At 72.0% G+C, this 18649-nt stretch carries 16 protein-coding genes; 4 read left to right on the top strand and 12 right to left on the bottom strand.

Going from position 1 to position 18649, the window contains the following annotated elements; genetic code table 11:
* Positions 1-65 precede the first annotated feature (65 nt).
* Positions 66-1820: a glycoside hydrolase family 35 protein gene (locus tag ACWV17_RS21660; RefSeq protein WP_455361050.1), complete on the top strand. Its 1755-nt coding sequence runs from the start codon at positions 66-68 to the stop codon at positions 1818-1820.
* Positions 1821-2385: 565 nt separating this feature from the next.
* Here ACWV17_RS21660 and ACWV17_RS21655 read toward each other — a convergent pair.
* A complete protein-coding gene (locus ACWV17_RS21655) occupies positions 2386-3162 on the bottom strand; it encodes a S1 family peptidase (RefSeq protein WP_455354314.1) in 777 nt (258 codons plus the stop codon).
* Between the two features lie 195 nt (positions 3163-3357).
* Between ACWV17_RS21655 and ACWV17_RS21650 the strand changes: the two genes are divergently transcribed.
* Both ACWV17_RS21650 and ACWV17_RS21645 read left to right on the top strand, forming a co-directional pair.
* The gene (locus tag ACWV17_RS21650) at positions 3358-4248 is read left to right on the top strand and encodes a hypothetical protein (RefSeq protein ID WP_455361049.1); all 891 of its coding nucleotides are present in this window, start codon (positions 3358-3360) and stop codon (positions 4246-4248) included.
* A gap of 98 nt (positions 4249-4346) precedes the next feature.
* The gene (locus ACWV17_RS21645) at positions 4347-5846 is read left to right on the top strand and encodes an ankyrin repeat domain-containing protein (protein WP_455361048.1); all 1500 of its coding nucleotides are present in this window, start codon (positions 4347-4349) and stop codon (positions 5844-5846) included.
* Here the strand turns inward: ACWV17_RS21645 and ACWV17_RS21640 are convergent.
* Genes ACWV17_RS21640 through hsaA form a run of 5 tightly spaced genes read right to left on the bottom strand, consistent with a single transcriptional unit; the run spans position 5806 to position 10996 of the window.
* Positions 5806-7566, bottom strand: coding sequence for an FAD-dependent oxidoreductase (locus ACWV17_RS21640; RefSeq protein WP_455361047.1), 1761 nt, complete (start codon positions 7564-7566; stop codon positions 5806-5808). The genes ACWV17_RS21645 and ACWV17_RS21640 overlap by 41 nt on opposite strands.
* On the bottom strand, positions 7563-8072 hold the full coding sequence (locus tag ACWV17_RS21635) for a flavin reductase family protein (protein WP_455361046.1): 510 nt from the start codon (positions 8070-8072) through the stop codon (positions 7563-7565). The genes ACWV17_RS21640 and ACWV17_RS21635 overlap by 4 nt, the downstream gene beginning before the upstream one ends.
* Positions 8060-8953 carry a VOC family protein gene (locus ACWV17_RS21630; RefSeq protein WP_455361045.1) on the bottom strand — a complete coding sequence of 298 codons (894 nt, stop codon included), beginning with the start codon at positions 8951-8953 and terminating at the stop codon, positions 8060-8062. Before ACWV17_RS21630 ends, ACWV17_RS21635 begins: the two co-directional genes overlap by 13 nt.
* 16 nt (positions 8954-8969) lie before the next feature.
* A complete protein-coding gene (gene hsaD, locus ACWV17_RS21625) occupies positions 8970-9830 on the bottom strand; it encodes a 4,5:9,10-diseco-3-hydroxy-5,9,17-trioxoandrosta-1(10),2-diene-4-oate hydrolase (RefSeq protein WP_455361044.1) in 861 nt (286 codons plus the stop codon).
* Complete coding sequence (hsaA, locus tag ACWV17_RS21620) at positions 9827-10996, bottom strand: 3-hydroxy-9,10-secoandrosta-1,3,5(10)-triene-9,17-dione monooxygenase oxygenase subunit (protein WP_455361043.1); 1170 nt, start codon at positions 10994-10996, stop codon at positions 9827-9829. The genes hsaD and hsaA overlap by 4 nt, the downstream gene beginning before the upstream one ends.
* A 241-nt stretch (positions 10997-11237) precedes the next feature.
* Between hsaA and ACWV17_RS21615 the strand changes: the two genes are divergently transcribed.
* Positions 11238-12101 carry an IclR family transcriptional regulator gene (locus tag ACWV17_RS21615; RefSeq protein ID WP_455354322.1) on the top strand — a complete coding sequence of 288 codons (864 nt, stop codon included), beginning with the start codon at positions 11238-11240 and terminating at the stop codon, positions 12099-12101.
* A gap of 137 nt (positions 12102-12238) precedes the next feature.
* Here ACWV17_RS21615 and ACWV17_RS21610 read toward each other — a convergent pair whose 3' ends face one another.
* The 6 genes from ACWV17_RS21610 to ACWV17_RS21585 form a co-directional block, all read right to left on the bottom strand.
* Positions 12239-13351: a 2Fe-2S iron-sulfur cluster-binding protein gene (locus tag ACWV17_RS21610; protein WP_455361042.1), complete on the bottom strand. Its 1113-nt coding sequence runs from the start codon at positions 13349-13351 to the stop codon at positions 12239-12241.
* Positions 13344-13571: a hypothetical protein gene (locus tag ACWV17_RS21605; protein ID WP_455354325.1), complete on the bottom strand. Its 228-nt coding sequence runs from the start codon at positions 13569-13571 to the stop codon at positions 13344-13346. The genes ACWV17_RS21610 and ACWV17_RS21605 overlap by 8 nt, the downstream gene beginning before the upstream one ends.
* A gap of 1 nt (position 13572) precedes the next feature.
* Positions 13573-14715: a Rieske 2Fe-2S domain-containing protein gene (locus ACWV17_RS21600; protein ID WP_455361041.1), complete on the bottom strand. Its 1143-nt coding sequence runs from the start codon at positions 14713-14715 to the stop codon at positions 13573-13575.
* A gap of 83 nt (positions 14716-14798) precedes the next feature.
* On the bottom strand, positions 14799-15842 hold the full coding sequence (gene dmpG, locus ACWV17_RS21595; protein WP_455361040.1) for a 4-hydroxy-2-oxovalerate aldolase: 1044 nt from the start codon (positions 15840-15842) through the stop codon (positions 14799-14801).
* Positions 15839-16780 (bottom strand): acetaldehyde dehydrogenase (acetylating), encoded by a 942-nt coding sequence (locus ACWV17_RS21590; RefSeq protein ID WP_455361039.1) that lies wholly within the window; start codon positions 16778-16780, stop codon positions 15839-15841. The genes dmpG and ACWV17_RS21590 overlap by 4 nt, the downstream gene beginning before the upstream one ends.
* 7 nt (positions 16781-16787) lie before the next feature.
* Positions 16788-17573 (bottom strand): 2-keto-4-pentenoate hydratase, encoded by a 786-nt coding sequence (locus ACWV17_RS21585; RefSeq protein WP_455361038.1) that lies wholly within the window; start codon positions 17571-17573, stop codon positions 16788-16790.
* Positions 17574-18649: the final 1076 nt, after the last annotated feature.

Below are 18649 nucleotides of genomic sequence, written 5' to 3'. Positions count from 1 at the left end.
TGGACCGGCCGCCCGCCAGGGGGCGAGGGTGGCCGCAGTCGGTGAGCGAGTGAGGGGCGGGGACCGTGGCTGTCTTCACGGTGGGTGACGAGGGTTTCCTGATGGACGGCCGGCCGGTGCGGCTGCTGTCGGGCGCTCTGCACTATTTCCGGGTGCACGAGGGTCAGTGGGGGCACCGGCTGGCGATGCTGCGTGCGATGGGCCTGAACTGCGTGGAGACGTACGTGCCGTGGAACCTGCACGAGCCGTCGCCCGGCCGGTTCCGGGATGTGCAGGCGCTGGGCCGGTTCCTGGACGCGGCGCGGGCGGCCGGGCTGTGGGCGATCGTGCGGCCGGGACCGTACATCTGCGCCGAGTGGGAGAACGGAGGGCTGCCGCACTGGCTGACGGGGCCGCTCGGCTCGCGGGTGCGCACGCGGGACGCGGAGTATCTGCGGCACGTGGACCGGTGGTTCCACCATCTGCTGCACGAGGTCGTGCCGCGGCAGGCGGACCTGGGCGGTCCGGTCGTCATGGTGCAGGTCGAGAACGAGTACGGCAGTTACGGCTCGGACCAGGTGTACCTGCGGCACCTGGCCGAGCTGCTGCGCGAACGCGGGGTGACCGTACCGCTGTTCACGTCAGACGGGCCGGAGGACCACATGCTGACGGGCGGCTCGCTGCCGGGGGTACTGGCGACGGCGAACTTCGGCTCCGGGGCCCGGGAGGGCTTCGAGGTGCTGCGCCGTCACCGGCCGCGGGGGCCGCTGATGTGCATGGAGTTCTGGTGCGGCTGGTTCGACCACTGGGGTGCGGCCCCGGTCGTACGGGAGCCGGGGAACGCGGCGGACGCGCTGCGCGAGATCCTCGAATGCGGCGCGTCGGTCAACCTCTACATGGCGCACGGCGGGACGAACTTCGCCGGCTGGGCGGGGGCCAATCGCGGGGGCCCGCTGCACGACGGCGTGCTCGAGCCGGATGTGACGTCGTACGACTACGGCGCACCCGTGGACGAGTTCGGCCGCCCGACCGAGAAGTTCTGGCTGTTCCGGGAGATCCTCGCCGAGTACGGGGCGGGGTACGGGCAGGGGCCGCTGCCCGGGCTGCCGCCCTTGCCCGCCCCGCTCGGAGCTGCGGTCCGGGCGGAGTTGACGGGGTGGGCGCCGCTGGACGAGGTGCTGGAGGTGCTGGGCGGGCCGGAGCGTGAGTCGGCGACGCCGGCGACGTTCGAGGAGCTGGATGTGGACCGCGGGCTGGTCCGCTACCAGGTGGAGGTGCCGGGTCCCCGGCAGCCGTACACGCTGAGCGTGGCGGGGCTGCGGGACCTCGCGGTGGTGTACGTGGACGGGGTGCGGGCCGGTGTGCTGGACGGCGAGAGCGCCGCGCTCGGCGCGCCGGTGGCGGGGCCCGCCACGGTGGAGCTGTGGGTGGAGTCGCTGGGGCGGGTCAACTACGGGCCGCGACTGGCCGAGTCCAAGGGCATCACCGGTGGCATCCTGCACGAGCGGCAGTATCTGCACGGTGTACGAGCGCGGGGCCTGCGGCTCGACGCGTTCGAGGACGCGGAGGCGGTCGCGAAGGTGGCCTTCCGCGAGCCGGCGGGGCCGACGGGACTGTACCGGGGCGGGTTCGAGGTCGCCGGCGCGGGGGACGCGTCGCTGCGGCTGCCGGGCTGGGTGCGGGGCTTCGTGTGGGTGAACGGCTTCTGCCTGGGCCGGTACTGGGCGGCGGGCCCGCAGGATGCGCTGTACGTGCCGGGGCCGGCGCTGCGCGAGGGCGGCAACGAGGTGTGGGTACTGGAACTGGAAGGAGCGGGCGAACGGTTCGCGGAGCTCAGCTGAGCGCCGCGCGATGCGCGCGGTGCGCGGGGCGCGGGGCGCGGGGCGCGGGGGCGGTGCTCGGGCGCCGCCGCTTGCGGCTTGGCGCGAGCCGTCGGCGTGAGCGCGGGCCGGCGACGCCGGGGCGCGTCGGTACTCGCCGTGCCCGCCTGCTGCTTGGCCGACGCCAGCGGCCTGGGCACAGCCCCGGCGACGCCGGGTGCGCGCCCTGCCGTCCCCCGCCGGTGGCCGGGCGTCCCAGCCTGCGGCTTGGCACGCGTCGTCGATGGGGGCATCGTCCTGCCGCGCGCCGCGGCCGGAGGTACGGAACCGGGGGTCGCGCGCGGCGGTGTCGGGCAGGGGCGTACGCCGCAGACGCCGGCACCGCGGCCCCGCAGGGACCCTGCCGCCGGGCGCAGCCTGTCCCGTTCCTGCGGCCCGGGCCGCTGGAACGGGACAGGTGGTGTGCTCAGCCGCTGGACTCAGCGGACCGGCTCAGCGGCCGGACCGTACGGCGCCGGGCGGCGCCCACGTCCGGGACGCCGAGCCCGAGCCCGGGCCCGGGGCGGCGGTGTCGCCGAGGGGGGTGTCAGAGGCCTGCCGCTGCCGATTTGATCGCTGACGCGAACGTCGACACCTCGGTGTAGACCCCGGGGTAGCCGGCCCGTGCGCAGCCCTCGCCCCAGCTGGTGATGCCGACCTGGACCCAGGCGCCGGCGTTGTCCTTGCGGAACATCGGGCCGCCGGAGTCGCCCTGGCAGGTGTCGACGCCGCCTTCGGCCATGTAGCCGGCGCAGATCTCCTCGCCGGCGACGAGGCTGCTCCCGTACGCCTGCTTGCACGTGGCGTCGGAGACGAACGGGACGTTGGCCTTGCGCAGGTAGCGCTGCTGGCTGCCGCCCTCGGTCGCGGCGCCCCAGCCGGCGACGGTGAAGGTGCCGCTGTTGTACTGCGTGGTCTCGGCGATCTTCAGGGTCGGCAGGTTGATCGGCTGGGCCAGCTTGATCAGCGCCCAGTCCTTGCCGGTGCCGTTGTAGCCGGGGGCCTGGAGGACCTTGGTCGACCTCACCTTGATCGCGCTGGGGCTCCGGAGGTCCACGACCCCGGCGGTGGCGGTGATGGAGGTGTTGTTGCCGGAGCCGTTCACGCAGTGCGCGGCGGTGAGCACGATGGTCTGGGTGTACAGCGCGCCACCGCAGCCCATGGAGAGCCGGACCATGAAGGGGAATTCGCCCTGTGCGGCGCGGACTCCGCCCACGACGGGCGGCGCCGCGGCGGACGCGGAGGCGGGCTGGAGGCTGAGGGCCGCGAGTCCGACCGTGAGGACGGCGGCGGATCTCTTGAGCAGGCTGATGAACTTCTTCAACGGACTGCCTTTCGTGGGGGGTTGGGTGATCTGGGCGTGCTCATGCCAAGCGAGCAGACATGTGCACGCCAAGACGCTGTTGGATTATGAAGAGTCGCTCAGCCATGCGACAAGGCACACTTTCCGGCCACCACCGCCCCTCCCCGGTCTCCGCTTACAGTGGAAGCCGGTTCACCTTCATCCGGAGGTACGGGCGTGGCGAACGGCAGCGAGGTCGTACACGGCTATCCGCACCTCTCCACCGTGCGGGCCGCCATCACCGCGCTCTACAAACGGCTCTCGTACGAGGGGATCCGCGGCTACGCCCCGAGCTTCGCCCCCGTCGACGCGGCCTTCTCCGACCAAGACGACCTCCACCTGGGTGCCCAGCGCGTCGCCCACGCGATGGTGCAGCATCTCCATCTGCCCGACGCCCGCATGATCGTCGGCTTCCGCGAGATGGAGCACGCGGCGAGCGTCGAACTCGCGGCGGGCCCGGAGTACTTCATCGAACTCAACGACCGCTTCAGAACCCACCGTCAGGACATCGGCGCCGCCCTCGCCCACGAGATCACCCATGTGCTGCTGCACCGGCTCGGGCTCGAGTTCCCGGGCACCCGCGACAACGAGATCCTCACGGACACGGCAGCCGCCTACCTCGGCGCGGGCTGGCTGCTGCTCGACGCGTACCGCGAGGACGCCGCCTCCAGCCAGAAGCTCGGCTATCTCACCCCGGAGGAGTTCGGCTACGTCCTGGCCAAGCGGGCGCTGGTCTTCGACGAGGACCCCGCGATCCGGTTCACCAGCCCGCAGGCGTACACCGCGTACACCAAAGGTCTGGCAATGGCCCGCCGCGACGAGCAGCAACCGCCCCTGACGGCGGCCGGCTGGTCGGGCCGGCGCCGGTACGCGAAGGACCGGCGGTACGCGGTCGAGCACCGGGGACCGACACCCCCCGGCTGCCCGTACAGCTTCGACGGCGGCCCCGGAGCGCTCCGCGTCTCCTTCGACTGCCCCACCTGCGCCCAGCGCATCCGCGTCCCGGTCCGCGGCCGGGTACGGGCCCGCTGCGGCCTGTGCCGCACGGTCCTGGAGTGCGACACCTAGGATCCTGTCCGGGACCTGTCCGCGACCTGTCCGGGACCTGTCCGGGACCTGTCCGAAATGACTTTGCGGGAGGGCACCGCCCGCGCGATGGTCGGTGTATGGACACAGAGCCGGCAGCGGGCCACGGGGATCTCTTCGAGGCCGTGATCAGTGGCGAGGACGACACGGTGGTACGGCTGCTTCGCGCGGGCATCCCCGCCGAGGCGACCGACGAGGACGGACAGACCGCGCTCTACCTGGCCGCGGTCCAGGACCGGCCGGGTATCACCCGGCTGCTGCTCGCCGCCGGCGCCGACCCGGACCGGCCCAGCGGCGCGGACTCCGTGGACCTGCCGCTGTGCGGCGCCGCGTGCGGGGGGCATGCCGAGGTCGTCCGGGCGCTGCTGGCCGCCGGCGCGCAGCCGGACCGGCGTGAGGAGTTCGGGTACACCGCGATGACGTGGGCCGTGCAGCAGGGACACACCGCCGCGGTGGAGGCGCTGCTCGCGCACGGGGCGAGCCCCGACCTGGCGGGCCCGCACGGCGAGCCGCCGCTGGTGCTCGCGGCGCGGCGCGGTTCCGCCGGCACCGTACGGGCGCTGCTGGAACACGGCGCGGCGGCCAAGAACGAGGCGCTCGGCGAGGCCCGGCGGTGGCTCGGCCTGGACGTGGCGGAGGAACTGCGGCGCAGGCTGACGAGCGCGTACGAGGGCGAGTTCGAGACGGTGACGCGCCGGGTCGAGGAGCACGGCGGGGTGACCGTCATCGTCGAGCTGCTGGGCGACGGCGCGCCGCGGGCCGGCGACGAGCAGCAGACCGGGCATGCCGCCATCGCCACCATCCTGGAGGCGGAACTGGGGATGCAGACGCCGTTCGCGGAGCTGGCCGAGCGGGCGTTGCGGTGCGGGGACCCGTCGAACGACGACTGGTTCGAGCCGATGTACGTCCTGCACCGGCGCGGCGACGAGGAGACCTTCCAGGCCGCTTCCGCGTGGTGCGCGAGCGGCGAACCGCTGCGGCAGGCGTTCGCCGCGGATGTGCTGGGGCAGCTCGGCTTCCACAGCGAGGAGAAGCCCTTCGCGGCGCGTTCGCTGCCCGTCCTGCGGGAGCTGGCCCGGGAAGCGGTGGAGCCGGAGCTGATCCAGTCCGCGGTACTGGCGCTGGGGCACCACGGTGATGCGGCGGCGCTGCCGGAAATCCTGCGCCACGCCGGGCATCCGGACCGGGAGGTGCGGTACCGGGTGGCGCTCGCGCTGGGCGGGATCGTGCCGGGTGATCACGCCGAGGCGATCGGGGTGCTGGTCACGTTGAGCCGCGACACCGACGACCGGGTGCGGGACTGGGCCACGATGGCGCTGGCGGGTGTGGAGGCCGACGCTCCGGCGATCCGGGAGGCGCTGGCGGCCCGGCTGGACGACGACGACACGGACGCGGTGGCGGAGGCGGCACGCGGGCTGGCGATGCGTCAGGATCCGCGTGCCACCGATGCGTTGATCCGGATCCTCGCGGACGAGGATCCGGACGGTTACGCGTACTCCACGGCCGTGCAGGCCATGGAGTACGTCGTGGACGGCGACCTCAGGATGCGACTGGAGCGGACGGCCCCGCGCCGCCGCTGACGCTTGCGCCGCCGCTGACACCCGCGTCACTGACGCCCGCGCCGACGCCGGCATCCGGGCCGCCGCCGACGCCCGCGATGTCGTTGACCGCTGCCCAGCTGAACGCCATCGCCGGACCGATCGTCGCGCCCGGCCCCGGATACGTCTCGCCCATCACCGCGGCCGAGCAGTTCCCCGACGCGTACAGACCGGCGATGACTGTGCCGTCCTCGCGCAGCACCCGCGCGTCCGCGTCCGTGACCAGGCCGCCCTTGGTGCCGATGTCGCCGGGATGGACCGGGACGGCGTAGTACGGGCCCTGGTCGAGCGGCGCGAGGTTCGGGTTCGGCAGCGTCGGATCGCCGTAGTACCGGTCGTAGACGCTCTCCCCGCGGTGGAAGTCCGCGTCCCGGCCGGCGACCGCGAACCCGTTGAACCGCCGTACCGACGCCGGCAGCCGGGGCGCGCCGATGGCGGCCGCCAGCTCCTCGACCGTCTGCGCCTGCTTCACGAAGCCGCTGTCCAGCCACGCCTTGGGGAAGGCCTGCCCGGGGAAGAGACCCGCGAAGATGTAGCGGGCCTTGGAGCGGGCGTCGAGAATCAGCCAGGAGGGGACGGTGGTCGCCTCCGGCCGGTCGTTGGCGTACATCCGGTCCACGAGCTCGTGGTACGGCGCGGCCTCGTTGGCGTACCGCTCCCCCGCCTCGTTCACGATCACCATGCCGGGGATGCCACGGTCCGCGACCAGGAAGAACGGCTTCTGCCCCGGCGGGCACACGGACGGCGCGCCCCACACCTTGTCGAGCAGGTCGGTCGCGGCGCCCAGCTCCTCGCCCAGCACCAGCGCATCGCCGGTCTGCCCCTCCGAGGCATGGGACCACTCGGTGGAGGTGGGCGCCGGCAGGTACTTCTCGCGCAGCCCCTGATCGTGCGAGAAGCCGCCCGAGGCGAGGACGACGCCGCCCTCGGCGCGTACGGTCAGCTCCTTGCCGCCCCGCGTGGTCCGTATGCCCGTGACCCGTCCGTCCTCCTCGACCAGCCCGGTCAGCGGCGCGGACAGCCACAGCTCACCGCCCAGCTGCTCCAGCGACAGCCGCATACGCGCGATCAGCGCCTCGCCGAGCGAGAGCAGCCTCCGCCCGGTGACCAGGGCCTTCACCGCCCGCAGTCCGACGCGCATCGAGACCCGCTTGCCGGCCCAGGTACGGCTGACCATGTTCAGGAAGCGGAAGTCGTACGAGGTGATCGTCAGCCCGTACGTGGGCAGTCCGGCCCGGCGCATGGAGTGCCGCAGCGAACCGAGCCGTTTGAAGTCGACGATCCTCGGCTCGATCGACCGGCCCCGCGCCATGCCGCCGAGCCGCTCCGGGTAGTAGTCGGAGTAGCCGGGGGTGTACATGAAGCAGACCTCGGTGCGGTCGTGGAACTCCCGCACCATGCGTGGGCCGTGGCGGAGGTACGCCTCCTTGCGCGCGTCCGGCACCCGGTCGCCGACGGTCGCGTCGAGATAGGCGCGGGCCTTCTCCGGGGTGTCTCCGAGCGCCGCCTCGTCGAGGTGGAAGTTGCCCGGCACCCAGATCGCGCCGCCCGAAAGGGCCGTCGAGCCGCCGTACTTGTCGGTCTTCTCGACGACCAGCACCGTCAGGCCGCGCAGTCGGGCGGTGATCGCGGCGGCCAGGCCGGCCGCGCCGGAGCCGACCACCACGACGTCGTACGTGTGGTCCCAGTGCCGCTCGGTCATCCGAACTCCCCGGTGGCGTAGTCGCTGCGGAAGTAGAGCAGGGGTGTGCCGTCCTCGCGGGCGTCGAGGGCGAGCACGCGGGCGGTGACGAGATAGTGGTCGCCCGCCTCGTGGACGGTGTCCAGGGCGCAGTCGATGGTGGCGAGGGCGCCGGTGATCCGTACCGCGCCGTGCTCGCTCAGCTCCCAGTCGACGCCGGCGAACTTGTCCTCGCCGCGCCGGCCGAGGGCCGCGCAGACGTCCCGCTGGTCCGCGGCGAGGACGCTCACGCCGAACCGCCCGGCGTGCTGGATCTTCGGCCAGCTCGTGGACGACTTGCCGATGCTGAGGAGCACCAGTGGGGGGTTGAGGGAGAGGGAGGCGAAGGACTGGCAGGCGAGGCCGACGGGGGCGCCGTCGGGGTCGGTGGCGGCCACGATGGTGATGCCGCTGGCGAAGCGTCCGAGGACGTCGCGGAAGGCGGCGGCCTCGACGGGGCTCTGGACGGGGCCGGTCAGCCGTTCCACTGGTGGCCCCAGAAGCTGTCCGCGGTGATCTCCTTGGCGACCCAGGTGGCGGGGTCGACGACCAGCCCGTCCCAGCCGTACTCGACCTGGAAGCCGCCGGGCGCCTGCGCGTAGAAGGACACCATGTGGTCGTTGGAGTGCCGGCCGAGGGTGGAGGCGATCGGGATGCCCGCGGTGTTCATCCGGTCCAGACAGAACCCGACGTCGTCCAGGGTCTCCAGCTCGACCATGAAGTGCACGATGCCGGGCGGCAGCGCGCCCGGGTACAGACCCAGGCTGTGGTGACGGCCGTTGGGGCTGAGGAAGTGCATCCAGTAGAAGTCCTGGCCCGGGGCGCCGGTGGGCACGGCCACCGGAGGCAGCCTCATCGAGTCACGCAGCTGGAAGCCGAGCAGGTTCTCGTAGAAGGCGAGGGTCTCGGCGGTGTCGGGCGCGGGCAGCACCACATGGCCCAGCCCCAGGTCGCCGGTGACGAAACGGTTGCCGTACGGGGTGCCGAGCGGGGTGTGGTCCTGAGCCTGGCCCCAGAAGACCTCCAGCGGGTTGCCACTGGGGTCCTCGAAGTGGATCAGACCCTGGACGCGCCGCTCGGCGAGAGTGGCCGCATCGCCCGGCTTGACGACGATGCCGGCCGCTTCCAGCTCGGCGGCGGTATCGGCGAGCGCGGCGGCGTTCGCCACCTCGAAGCCGGCCGCGAGCAGGCGGTCCTGCTCTCCGGCGACGAACTGGAAACGGTGCGCGCGGTCGTCGATACGGACGTTGAGCCGGCGCTCGTCCGAACCCTGCGCCTGGACCATGCCGAGGATGTCCAGGGTGTAGGTGCGCCACTCCTCCAGCTTGGTGGTCTCGATACGGAGGTAGCCAAGTGCGCGGATGTCCATGGTGGTTCAGGCCCTCTCAGTTCGCGAAGAAGTCGGTGGCGAGGCGGTTGAACTCGTCGAACCGCTCGGTCTGCGCCCAGTGGCCGCAGTGCGGGAAGACATGCAGCCGGGCATCGGGAATCGCCTTCAGGGCGACCAGCGCGCCGTCCAGCGGGTTGACCCGGTCCTCCCGGCCCCAGGTGAGCAGCACCGGATGGCTGATCCGGTGGGCCTCGCGCCAGAGCATGGTGTCCTCGGCCCAGGCCGGGTTGGCGAAGGAGGCCGCCATCCGGGCATTGCCGAGCTTGGCCTCCGGGTCGATGGCCTGGGCGTACCGCTCCTCGACCAGTGCGTCGGTGACGATCGCCGGGTCGTAGGCGAGGGTGGTCAGGAAGGTGCGCATCTGCTCGCGGGTCGGCTCGGGGGCCGCGCTGAACTCGAAGAGCCGCTTGATGCCTTCGGTCGGGTCGGGTGCGAAGAGGTTGACCGAGATGCCGCCGGGTCCCATCAGCAGCAGCCGGTCCACCTTGCCGGGGTGGTTCAGCGCCATCCGGACGGACGTGCCGCCGCCGAGGGAGTTGCCGATGAAGTGCGCCTTGTCGATGGCCAGTTCGTCCATCAGGGCGGCGACGGCGTTCGCGCTGAAGGAGAAGAAGTCCCGGTCGAGTTCGGGCTTGTCGGAGCGGCCGTAGCAGGGCTGGTCGACGAGCAGGGTGCGGAACCGCTCGGCGAACACGGGCAGGTTGCGGCCGAAGTTGGACCAGCCGGAGGCGCCCGGGCCGCCGCCGTGCAGCATGATCACCACCGGCGCGTCCGCGGATGCGGGACCGGCCTCGTGGTAGTGCAGGGTGAGGCCGCCGGCCTTCACCGTCCTTGAGGTGCTGTCGTACGTGATCACAGCATCGTGTCCTGGATGTCGAGGCCCAGTGCGCCCTGACCGAACAGCACCAGCGCCCGCTCGGGGTCGTTGGCGGCGTGCCCGCGCCCGGTGTGGACGTCACGCCAGGCCCGCTGGACCGGGTTCGGGCCGGTGCGCATGGCGCTGCCGCCGGCGTTCTCCATCAGCAGGTCGACGGCGGCGACCGAGCGCTCGGTGGCCAGCACCTGGTCGCGGCGGGCGCGGGCACGCAGTGCCATCGGCAGCTCCTCGCCGCGCTCGGCCAGCGCGTACAGCTCATCGATGTTGCGCCGCAGCTGCAGCCAGGACGCGTCGATGTCACTCGCCGCCCGGGCGATGCGCACCTGCGCGAACGGGTCCTCGGCGACCTGCTGCCCGTACGAGATACGGAACCGCTCCCGGGTGGCGGCGACATAACCCTCGTACGCGCCCTCGGCGATGCCGACGATCGGCGTCGAGATGGTCGTGGTGAACACCGAGGCATACGGCAGCCGGTAGAGCGGCTCGCGGTTGACCTCCTGGCCGGGGCTCTGCAGAGCGGTGACCGGACCGAAGCTCAGCGCCCGGTGCTCGGGCACGAAGACGTCGTCCAGGACGATGTCGTTGGAGCCGCTGCCACGCAGCCCCACGGTGTCCCACACGTCGTCGATGCGGTACTCGGCGCGCGGCACCAGGAACGTCCGCATGTCGACGGGCCGGCCCTCGGCGTCGGTGACCAGCCCGCCGAGCAGCGCCCAGTCGGTGTGGTCGCAGCCGGAGGAGAAGTGCCAGCGACCGCTGACCCGGAATCCCCCGTCGGCCTGGGTGACCTTGCCGGTCGGGGCGTACGAGGAGCAGATCCGGGCCGTGCGGTCCTCGCCCCAGACCTCCTCCTGCGCCCGCGGGTCGTACAGCGCGACGTGCCAGGGATGGACGCCGACGACCGAGGCGACCCAGCCGGTCGAGCCGCAGGCCTTGGCGATCTCCTTGACCGCGGCGTAGAAGAGGGCCGGATGGGCGGCGTAGCCGCCGTACGCCCTCGGCTGGAGGAGCCGGAAGAAGCCGGTCTCCTCAAGCTCCTTGATCGAGGTGTCGGGCACCTTGCGCAGGCTTTCGGCCTCGGCGGCGCGCTCGCGCAGCACCGGGGCGAGGGCGCGGACCGCCTCGAGGACCTCTTCGTCGCTCATGCGTGTCCCCTCTCGGATCATCGGGTGGGTTGGGCTCGGGTTCGAGTGCCAGGAAGGTACGACGAGGTGTTCCGGAGCGAAATACCGGTTTCCCGCTCAGCGGGAACCCGGTGAAGTATTACGGAACGAAATACCTGGTTCCGTGTCTTCCCCCTGCCAGGGGTGCCGTGACAAGGTCACCCCAACGCCTCACCCGCGCCCCGCACAGTCGTGGCGCCGCGCTGTCACCTGGGGGTTTCCTGTGCCTGAACAGGTCACCGCGACCGAGCTCGCACCGCTGTCGCTGCTGGAGAAGGCCGCCAAGGTGCTGGGCGCCTTCGACGGGACGGAGCCCCGGCTCTCCCTCACCGAGGTCGTCCGGCGCTCCGGCATCCCGCGCTCCTCCGCCCACCGGATCCTCGACCAGCTGGTGCAGCTGCGCTGGCTGGACCGCGAGGGCCGGGACTACCGGATGGGCATGCGGATCCTGGAGCTGGGCGCGCTCGCCTCGCATCACAACCGGCTGCGCCGCGCCGCGCTCCCGCTGCTCCACTCGCTGCACGAGACCACCGGCCACCTGGTCCACCTCTCGGTCCTGGACGGCGCGGAGGTGGTCTACCTGGAGCGCATCGGCGGCTCGGAGGACACCTCGGTCCCGTCCCGGGTGGGCGGCCGTGTCCCCGCGTACTGCACGGCGGCAGGCAAGGCGATCCTCGCCTTCAGCGACCCGGCCGCCGTGGAGCACGTCCTCGCGTACGGCCTTCGCCCGCGTACGCCGCGCACGCTGATCCACCCCGTCGCGTTCCGCTCCGACCTGGCCGCGACCCGCGACCGCGGGGTGGCCTTCGACCGCGAGGAGAGCTTCCGGGGCGTGGCCTGCGTGGCGGCGCCGCTACGGGGCGCGGGCCGGGCGGTCGCGGCGGTCTCGGTCTCCTGCAAGGGCGCCCACCGCGAACTGGAGCGACTCGCTCCGGCCGTACTCGCCTCCACCCGGGCGATCTGGCGGGAGCTGTACGGACCGGGGCGGGCCGGCCGCTCGACGCCCCCGCCCAGCCTGGAGCCGGGCGTCTCGGCGCAGGCGATGGACAACATGATGGGCTGGCTGCGGTTCAGCGAGTGGATGTGACCGCGCGGGCGCGGGCGCCGGCATAAATGCGGGCGTCGGCGCGGTTGCGGCCGCAGGGACGCAGCCCCATGGATGTGGGCCCGGCGCCAGACCTCCCCGCCGGGGGCCGGGCCCACGCTTTGAGGAGCGAGCCTGGATCACCTCAGGGAGTAGGTGATCTCCACGCGCTCGCTCAGCGGTACGGCCTGGCAGGCCAGGACGTACCCGTCGTCGAGATCCTCCTGGTCCAGGACCTCGTTGCGGACCATCTTCACCTCGCCCGACACCACCCGGCAGCAGCAGGCGCTGCACGCGCCCTCGCGGCAGGAGTACGGGGCATCGAGCCCGGCAGCGAGCATGGCGTCCAGCAGCGGGGTGTCCGCTCCCCAGCTGACCTGGTGTGTCTCGCCGTCCAGTTCGACCTCGGCCGTGCAGGAACCGTCCGCCGGCGCCCCCGCCACCGCCGCCGCCGCCGTCGCCGTCGGCCGCTTGGTGAACACGTCGTCGCCGAGCGAGAAGAACCGCTCCCGGTGGATCCGCCGGCCGTCGGTCCCGAGCGCCCGCAGCGCCCGTTCCGCGCTGTCCATCAGCGGTGCCGGACCGCAGAGGTACGCCTCCATGCCGGCGTGCGGCGCGAGCGCCGAGGTGAGGAGTTCCGTGGTCGGCAGCCCCTGGAGGATCTCCAGCCAGTGGACCACCGTGAACCGGTCCGGGTACTCCTCGGCCAGGCCCCACAGCTCGTCGCGGAAGATGACCGCGCTCTGGTCGCGGTTCGCGTACAGCAGCGCCACCCGGCCCTGCCCCGTCGCCAGGGCCGACTTGGCGATCGACATCACCGGGGTGATGCCGCTGCCGCCCGCGACGAGCAGCAGGTCCTGTCCGAGGTCGTCCGGTGTGAAGGTACCGGCCGGCGCGAGCACCTCCAGCTCGTCGCCGGCCGACACCTCGTCGCAGACCCAGCCGGAGCCGAGTCCGCCGGCCACCCTCTTGACCGTGACCTTCATGGGCTCCCCGGTGTGCGGGGAACTGGAGAGGGAGTAGCAGCGGGCCGCGCCGCCCGGCACCCGCAGGGTGAGGAACTGGCCCGGCCGGTACGGAAGGCGCGCGTCGAGGACGAGCGAGACGGCGTCGGCGGTCTCCCTGATCACCTCGGTGACGCGCACGGTGTGCGGGCCGGCCGTCCTGGGGGTGCCGGGTCCCGGGTTCTCGTCAGGCTTCGGCTTCACGTCAGGCTTCTGCTTCACGTCAGGCATCAGCTTCTCGTCAGGCATCAGCCACCTCCAGCAGGCCGGTCTCGACCGCCTCGGCGATGCTCGTACGCAGCGCGTCGCAGGAGCGCACGCGTGCGCTCAGCTCCCCCGCCGCCACCCGCCGGCCGATCTGCGGACAGACGGCCGCGGCGTCGTCCGTCCACTGCACCTGGGTGTGGGCGGGGCTGAACTTCTCGCACAGCACCTGGTTGCCGCAGGTCGTGCACTCCACGGGCTGCATGTCAGGCTCCGGTCTCCGGCGCCGCCGCGGGGCGGGCCAGGTTCTGCGCGACCTCGGCACGCCAGGCGGCGTTGGCCCGCTCGGTGTCGATCTCGAACTCGAAGCGCTGCACCATCTCGTCCTTGACGTCGGCGACGTCCACGTAGAACTGCTCGTACCAGCGCCGCAGTTGGTAGACGGGCCCGTCCTCCTCCGTGAGCAGCGGGTTGTCGATCCTGGTCTTGTTCCGCCAGATCTCGATGTCCTGCTCGAAGCCGACGGCCAGGCCCGAGGTGAAGAGGCGGGCGGCTTCGTCAGCCTGTTCGTCGGTCATGCCCGGCAGCTTCCTGATGATCGTCCCGTACAGCAGAACGAAGCTGTTGGCGTCCACCGGATAGTGGCAGTTGATGAGGATGCTCTCCATCTCGACTCCGCCGCCGATGTCGGACCACACCCGGTCGATCATGTAGGAGGGGCCGTAGTAGGAGGCGTCGGACCGCAGGTCGCTGCTGAGGTTGCCGAGGTCCATGTCGCGGCGCGGGGTGGACTCCAGGTACTGGGTGGCGACGTGACCCTCGAAGACGTTCTTGAAGTAGGTCGGGAAGGCGTAGTGGACGTAGTAGAAGTGCGCCATGTCCACCACGTTGTCGATGATCTCCCGGCAGTTGGAGCCGTCGACACGAGCGGTGTTCCAGGACCACTCGGACCACTCGCCGCGGTCCAGGCCCTCGATCTCGGGGATCGTGACTTCAGGCGGCGGGGGATTGCCCTCGGGGTCGTTCCAGACGAACAGCTGCCGGTTGCGCTCCAGGGTGATCCAGGAGCGGGTCTTGGCCCGCGGCGGCACCCGGCGCGCGTACGGGATGTCCGCGCAGCGACCGTTGCCCGCCCAGCGCCAGTCGTGGAAGGGGCAGGCGATCGCGTCGCCCTTGACGGTGCCGTGGGCGAGGTTCCCGCCCATGTGCGGGCAGTAGGCGTTGAGGACGTGCAGGGCGCCGTCGTCCTCGCCCTGGAAGACCACCAGCTTGGTGCCGAAGGCCTCGATCTCGTGCGGCTTTCCGTCCTTGAAGCTGTCGGCGAGGCCGAGACAGTGCCAGCCCCGGGCGAACCGGGTGGGCGGGGCGGCTGCCTCGATGACGCGGGGCTCTTCGTTGAGTGCGGTCATCGTGCTCTCCTTCTCTTCCTTCTGTTCCGTCTGTTCCGTCTGTTCCGTCTGTTCCGTCTGTCCGGGCTACTTCTGTGGCTGGGCTACTTCTGGGCCGCGAGTTCGACGGCGATGTCGATGAGCTGGTCCTCCTGGCCGCCGACGAGGCGGCGTTCGCCCGCGCGGAGCAGGATTTCGGCGCCGGATACGCCGTAGCGCTCCGCCTGCCGGTAGGCGTGCTTGAGGAAGCTGGAGTAGACGCCGGCGTGGCCCATCATCAGAGCGAGCCGGTCGAGCAGGCATTCGTCGTCCATGACGGGCCGGACGACGTCCTCGGCCGCGTCGATGATCTTCAGTACGTCGATGCCGGTACGGATGCCCATCTTCCGGCAGACCGCGGCGAGCGCCTCGACCGGTGTGTTGCCGGCGCCGGCGCCGAGGCGGCGGGTGGAGCCGTCGATCTGCTGGGCGCCGGCCCGGATCGCGGCGATCGAATTGCCCACGCCCAGGCCGAGGTTCTCGTGCCCGTGGAAGCCGACCTGGGCGTCCGCGCCCAGCTCGGCGACGAGGGCGGCTACGCGGTCGGTGACGTCGTCCATGACCATCGCGCCGGCCGAGTCGACGACGTACACGCACTGGCAGCCGGCGTCGGCCATGATGCGGGCCTGCGCCGCGAGCCGCTCGGGGGTGGTGGAGTGGGCCATCATCAGGAAGCCGACGGTCTCCAGGCCCATGTCGCGGGCCAGGCCGAAGTGCTGGACGGAGATGTCGGCCTCGGTGCAGTGCGTGGCGATGCGGCAGATACCGGCGCCGCCGGCGTGCGCGGCCCGGATGTCGTCCTTCACGCCGAGTCCGGGGAGCATCAGGAAGGCGATCTTGGCGTGCCGGGCCGTCTCCACCGCGATCTTGATGAGGTCCTGCTCGGGCGTCTTCGAGAAGCCGTAGTTGAAGGAGGACCCGCCGAGGCCGTCCCCGTGGGTGACCTCGATGACGGGCACGCCGGCATGGTCGAGCGCGCCGACGACGTTCCGTACGTCCTCGCCGGTGAACTGGTGGCGCTTGGCGTGCGAGCCGTCGCGCAGGGAGGAGTCGGTGACGCGGATGTCGAGGGTGTCCGAGTACGGCTTGGTGTCCGGGTACGGCTTCACGCGCGCATCTCCTTGGCTGCCTTGGCGAACTCTTCGCCGACCTTGGTGGCGGCGGCGGTCATGATGTCGAGGTTTCCGGCGTACGGAGGCAGGTAGTCACCCGCGCCCTCGACCTCGAGGAAGATCGCGACGCGTGCCATTCCGCCGTTCTCCGGGGAGGGGTCGTCGAACTGCGGCTCGGCGCGCAGCCGGTAGCCGGGGACGTACGTCGCCACGTCCTGCGCGACCTGCTTGACGGAGAGGGTGATCGCGTCCTGGTCGGCGTCCTCGGGGATCGCGCAGAAGACGGTGTCGCGCATGATGACCGGCGGCTCGGCCGGGTTGAGGATGATGATCGCCTTGCCGCGGGCCGCGCCGCCGATCTCCTCGATGCCGCGGGAGGTGGTGCGGGTGAACTCGTCGATGTTGGCGCGGGTTCCGGGCCCGGCGGAGACGGAGGCGACGGACGCGACGATCTCGGCGTACGCGACGGGGACGACGCGTGAGACGGCGTACACCATCGGGATGGTCGCCTGGCCGCCGCAGGTGATCATGTTGACGTTGGGCTGGTCCAGGTGGGCGGTGAGGTTCGCGGGCGGGACGACGGCGGGGCCGACGGCGGCCGGCGTCAGGTCGACCGCCTTGATGCCGAGTTCCGCGTAGCGGGGGGCGTTGGCCCGGTGGACGTAGGCGGAGGTCGCCTCGAAGACGATGTCCGGCCGCTCGTCCTGGGCGAGCAGCCAGTCGACGCCTTCGTGGGACGCCTCGACGCCGAGCTTCCGGGCCCGGGCGAGACCTTCGCTGTCGGGGTCGACGCCGATCATCCAGCGGGGCTCGATGTGCGCGGAGCGCTGGAGCTTGTGGAGGAGGTCGGTGCCGATGTTTCCGGACCCGACGATGGCGGCGGTCGCCTTCTTCGTGCTGGTGGTACTGGTAGTGCTGGTAGTGCTGGTAGTCATGTGTGCCTCAGCGGAAGGAGAGGGAGACGGAGCCGAGCCCGGTGAACTCGGCGGTGTAGGAGCGGCTGGCGACGACGTCCACGGCGCGGGTGCAGGATCCGGGCAGTACGACGTGGCCCTTGCGCAGCGGAACGCCGAAGCGGGCGACGGTCCGGGCGAGCCAGGCGACGGAGGTGGCGGGGTTGCCGAGTACGGCGTCACTGCGGCCTTCGGCGAGCAGCTCGCCGTCGTCGCTCGTGAGCCGCGCGTCGATCGTATTGAGGTCCAGCTCGCGCGGGTCGCATCCGTCCCCGATGACGTATCCGGCGGAGGAGGCGTTGTCGGCGATCGTGTCGGCGATGCCGATCCGCCAGTCGGCGATCCGGCTGTCGATCAACTCCAGGGCGGGTACGACGCGTTCGGTGGCGGCAAGGACGTCGGCCTCGGTGCAGCCCTCCCCCGGCAGGTCGGCGCCGAGGACGAAGCCGACCTCGACCTCGATACGGGGTGCGCAGTAGCGGGCGACGGGGACCGGCTGGTCCTCGTACAGCAGCATGTCGTCGAGGAGGTGGCCGTAGTCGGGCTCGTCCACGCCCATCATCTGCTGCATGACGGGTGAGGAGAGACCGACCTTGTGGCCGTGGACGAGCGCGCCGGCGGAGAGGCGGTGGCCGATGTTGATGAGCTGGATCTCGTACGCGTCCTCGGTGCCGATGCCGGCGAAGACCTCGGTGAGTGGCTGGATGGGCGTCCGGCCGTGCTCGGCGGAACGCAGCATCGCGGCGGCTTCCTGCCTCCGGCGGTCCGTGAGCATGGTGGTCCTCCAGGGGGCGTGTCCGTCGATCGGATCGACGGGTGGCGTCGGGGGGGGCGACCGATGGGGTCGAAGTCCGGCCGACGGTAGGCGGGCGGGAGGCCCTTGGGGGAGCCCGATTTCCCGCTGAGCGGGAAACCCAGGCAATCCGCTCGACGGCACGCGGGCGGGGACGCGGCCCGAGCCCGGATCAGCAGCCGCAGGCCGGTGATCCGGGTGGGGGGATGCGTGCCCGGGAGCGAGCAGTGCGGGGAGGGGGCCGCCCGACCGATGATGATGGCGGCTCCGGGCCGGGCGTCAAGGGCGCTCCTTCGTCGCGTCGCTGCGCGATGGCCTACGGCCACCCTGGACTCCCGTCCCTCCACCGCTACTGCTTGTTGAGGGGGCGGCCCCCGGAGCGGGGCCCCGGGACTACTCGTCGATTGGCCCGGGCGGCCCCCGGCCGCAGGCCGGTGGGTGGTTGCGGGGCGCGGTCTCTTCGGAGTGGGCCCGGCCCCGGCTCAGCGGCCACCGGGCGGTAGGTGGCGACAAGACACGCGGCAGGCCCGGGACAGGCCCGGCCCCGGCTCAGCGGCCACCGGGCGGTGGGTGGCACGCAGTCGACTCGCGGCGGGCCCGGCCCGGCCAAGCGGCCGCAGGCCGTTGGCGGTTGCGGGACGCGGTCTCTCCGGGATGAGCCGGGCCACGGCCAAGCGGCCGCAGGCCGGTGGGCCGGGCGCCATCTTCTCGCGGGGGCTCGGCCCCGGCTCAGCGGCCGCAGGCCGGGGGGTGATAGTCGCGTGCGGCAGGCCGGGAGGGGCTTGGCCTCGGCTATGCGGCCGTCAGGCCGGTGGAGCCGAGGTATGACTACATCTGTCCGCATGCGGGGTCCACAGGGCCTCAATCGTGCCCGATTTGCTGGGGTTTGTGGCCTGCCTGCGGGCCCCCTTGGCCGCTTGGTGTCGTCCCACCTCGGATTGGGCGTTGTTCCGGTGCAACAGGCGGCCGTCGGCCGCTATGCCGGGGCCCGCAGCCCCCGAACCTGGTGCGGGTCTTGCCCCATCTACCGGGCTGAGGCCACCGACGAGAGCGCAGCC

It is taken from the genome of Streptomyces mabaensis (assembly GCF_053763515.1).
Note: the sequence above shows the minus strand (reverse complement) of the source record. Positions and strands in the feature narration are given on the sequence as shown.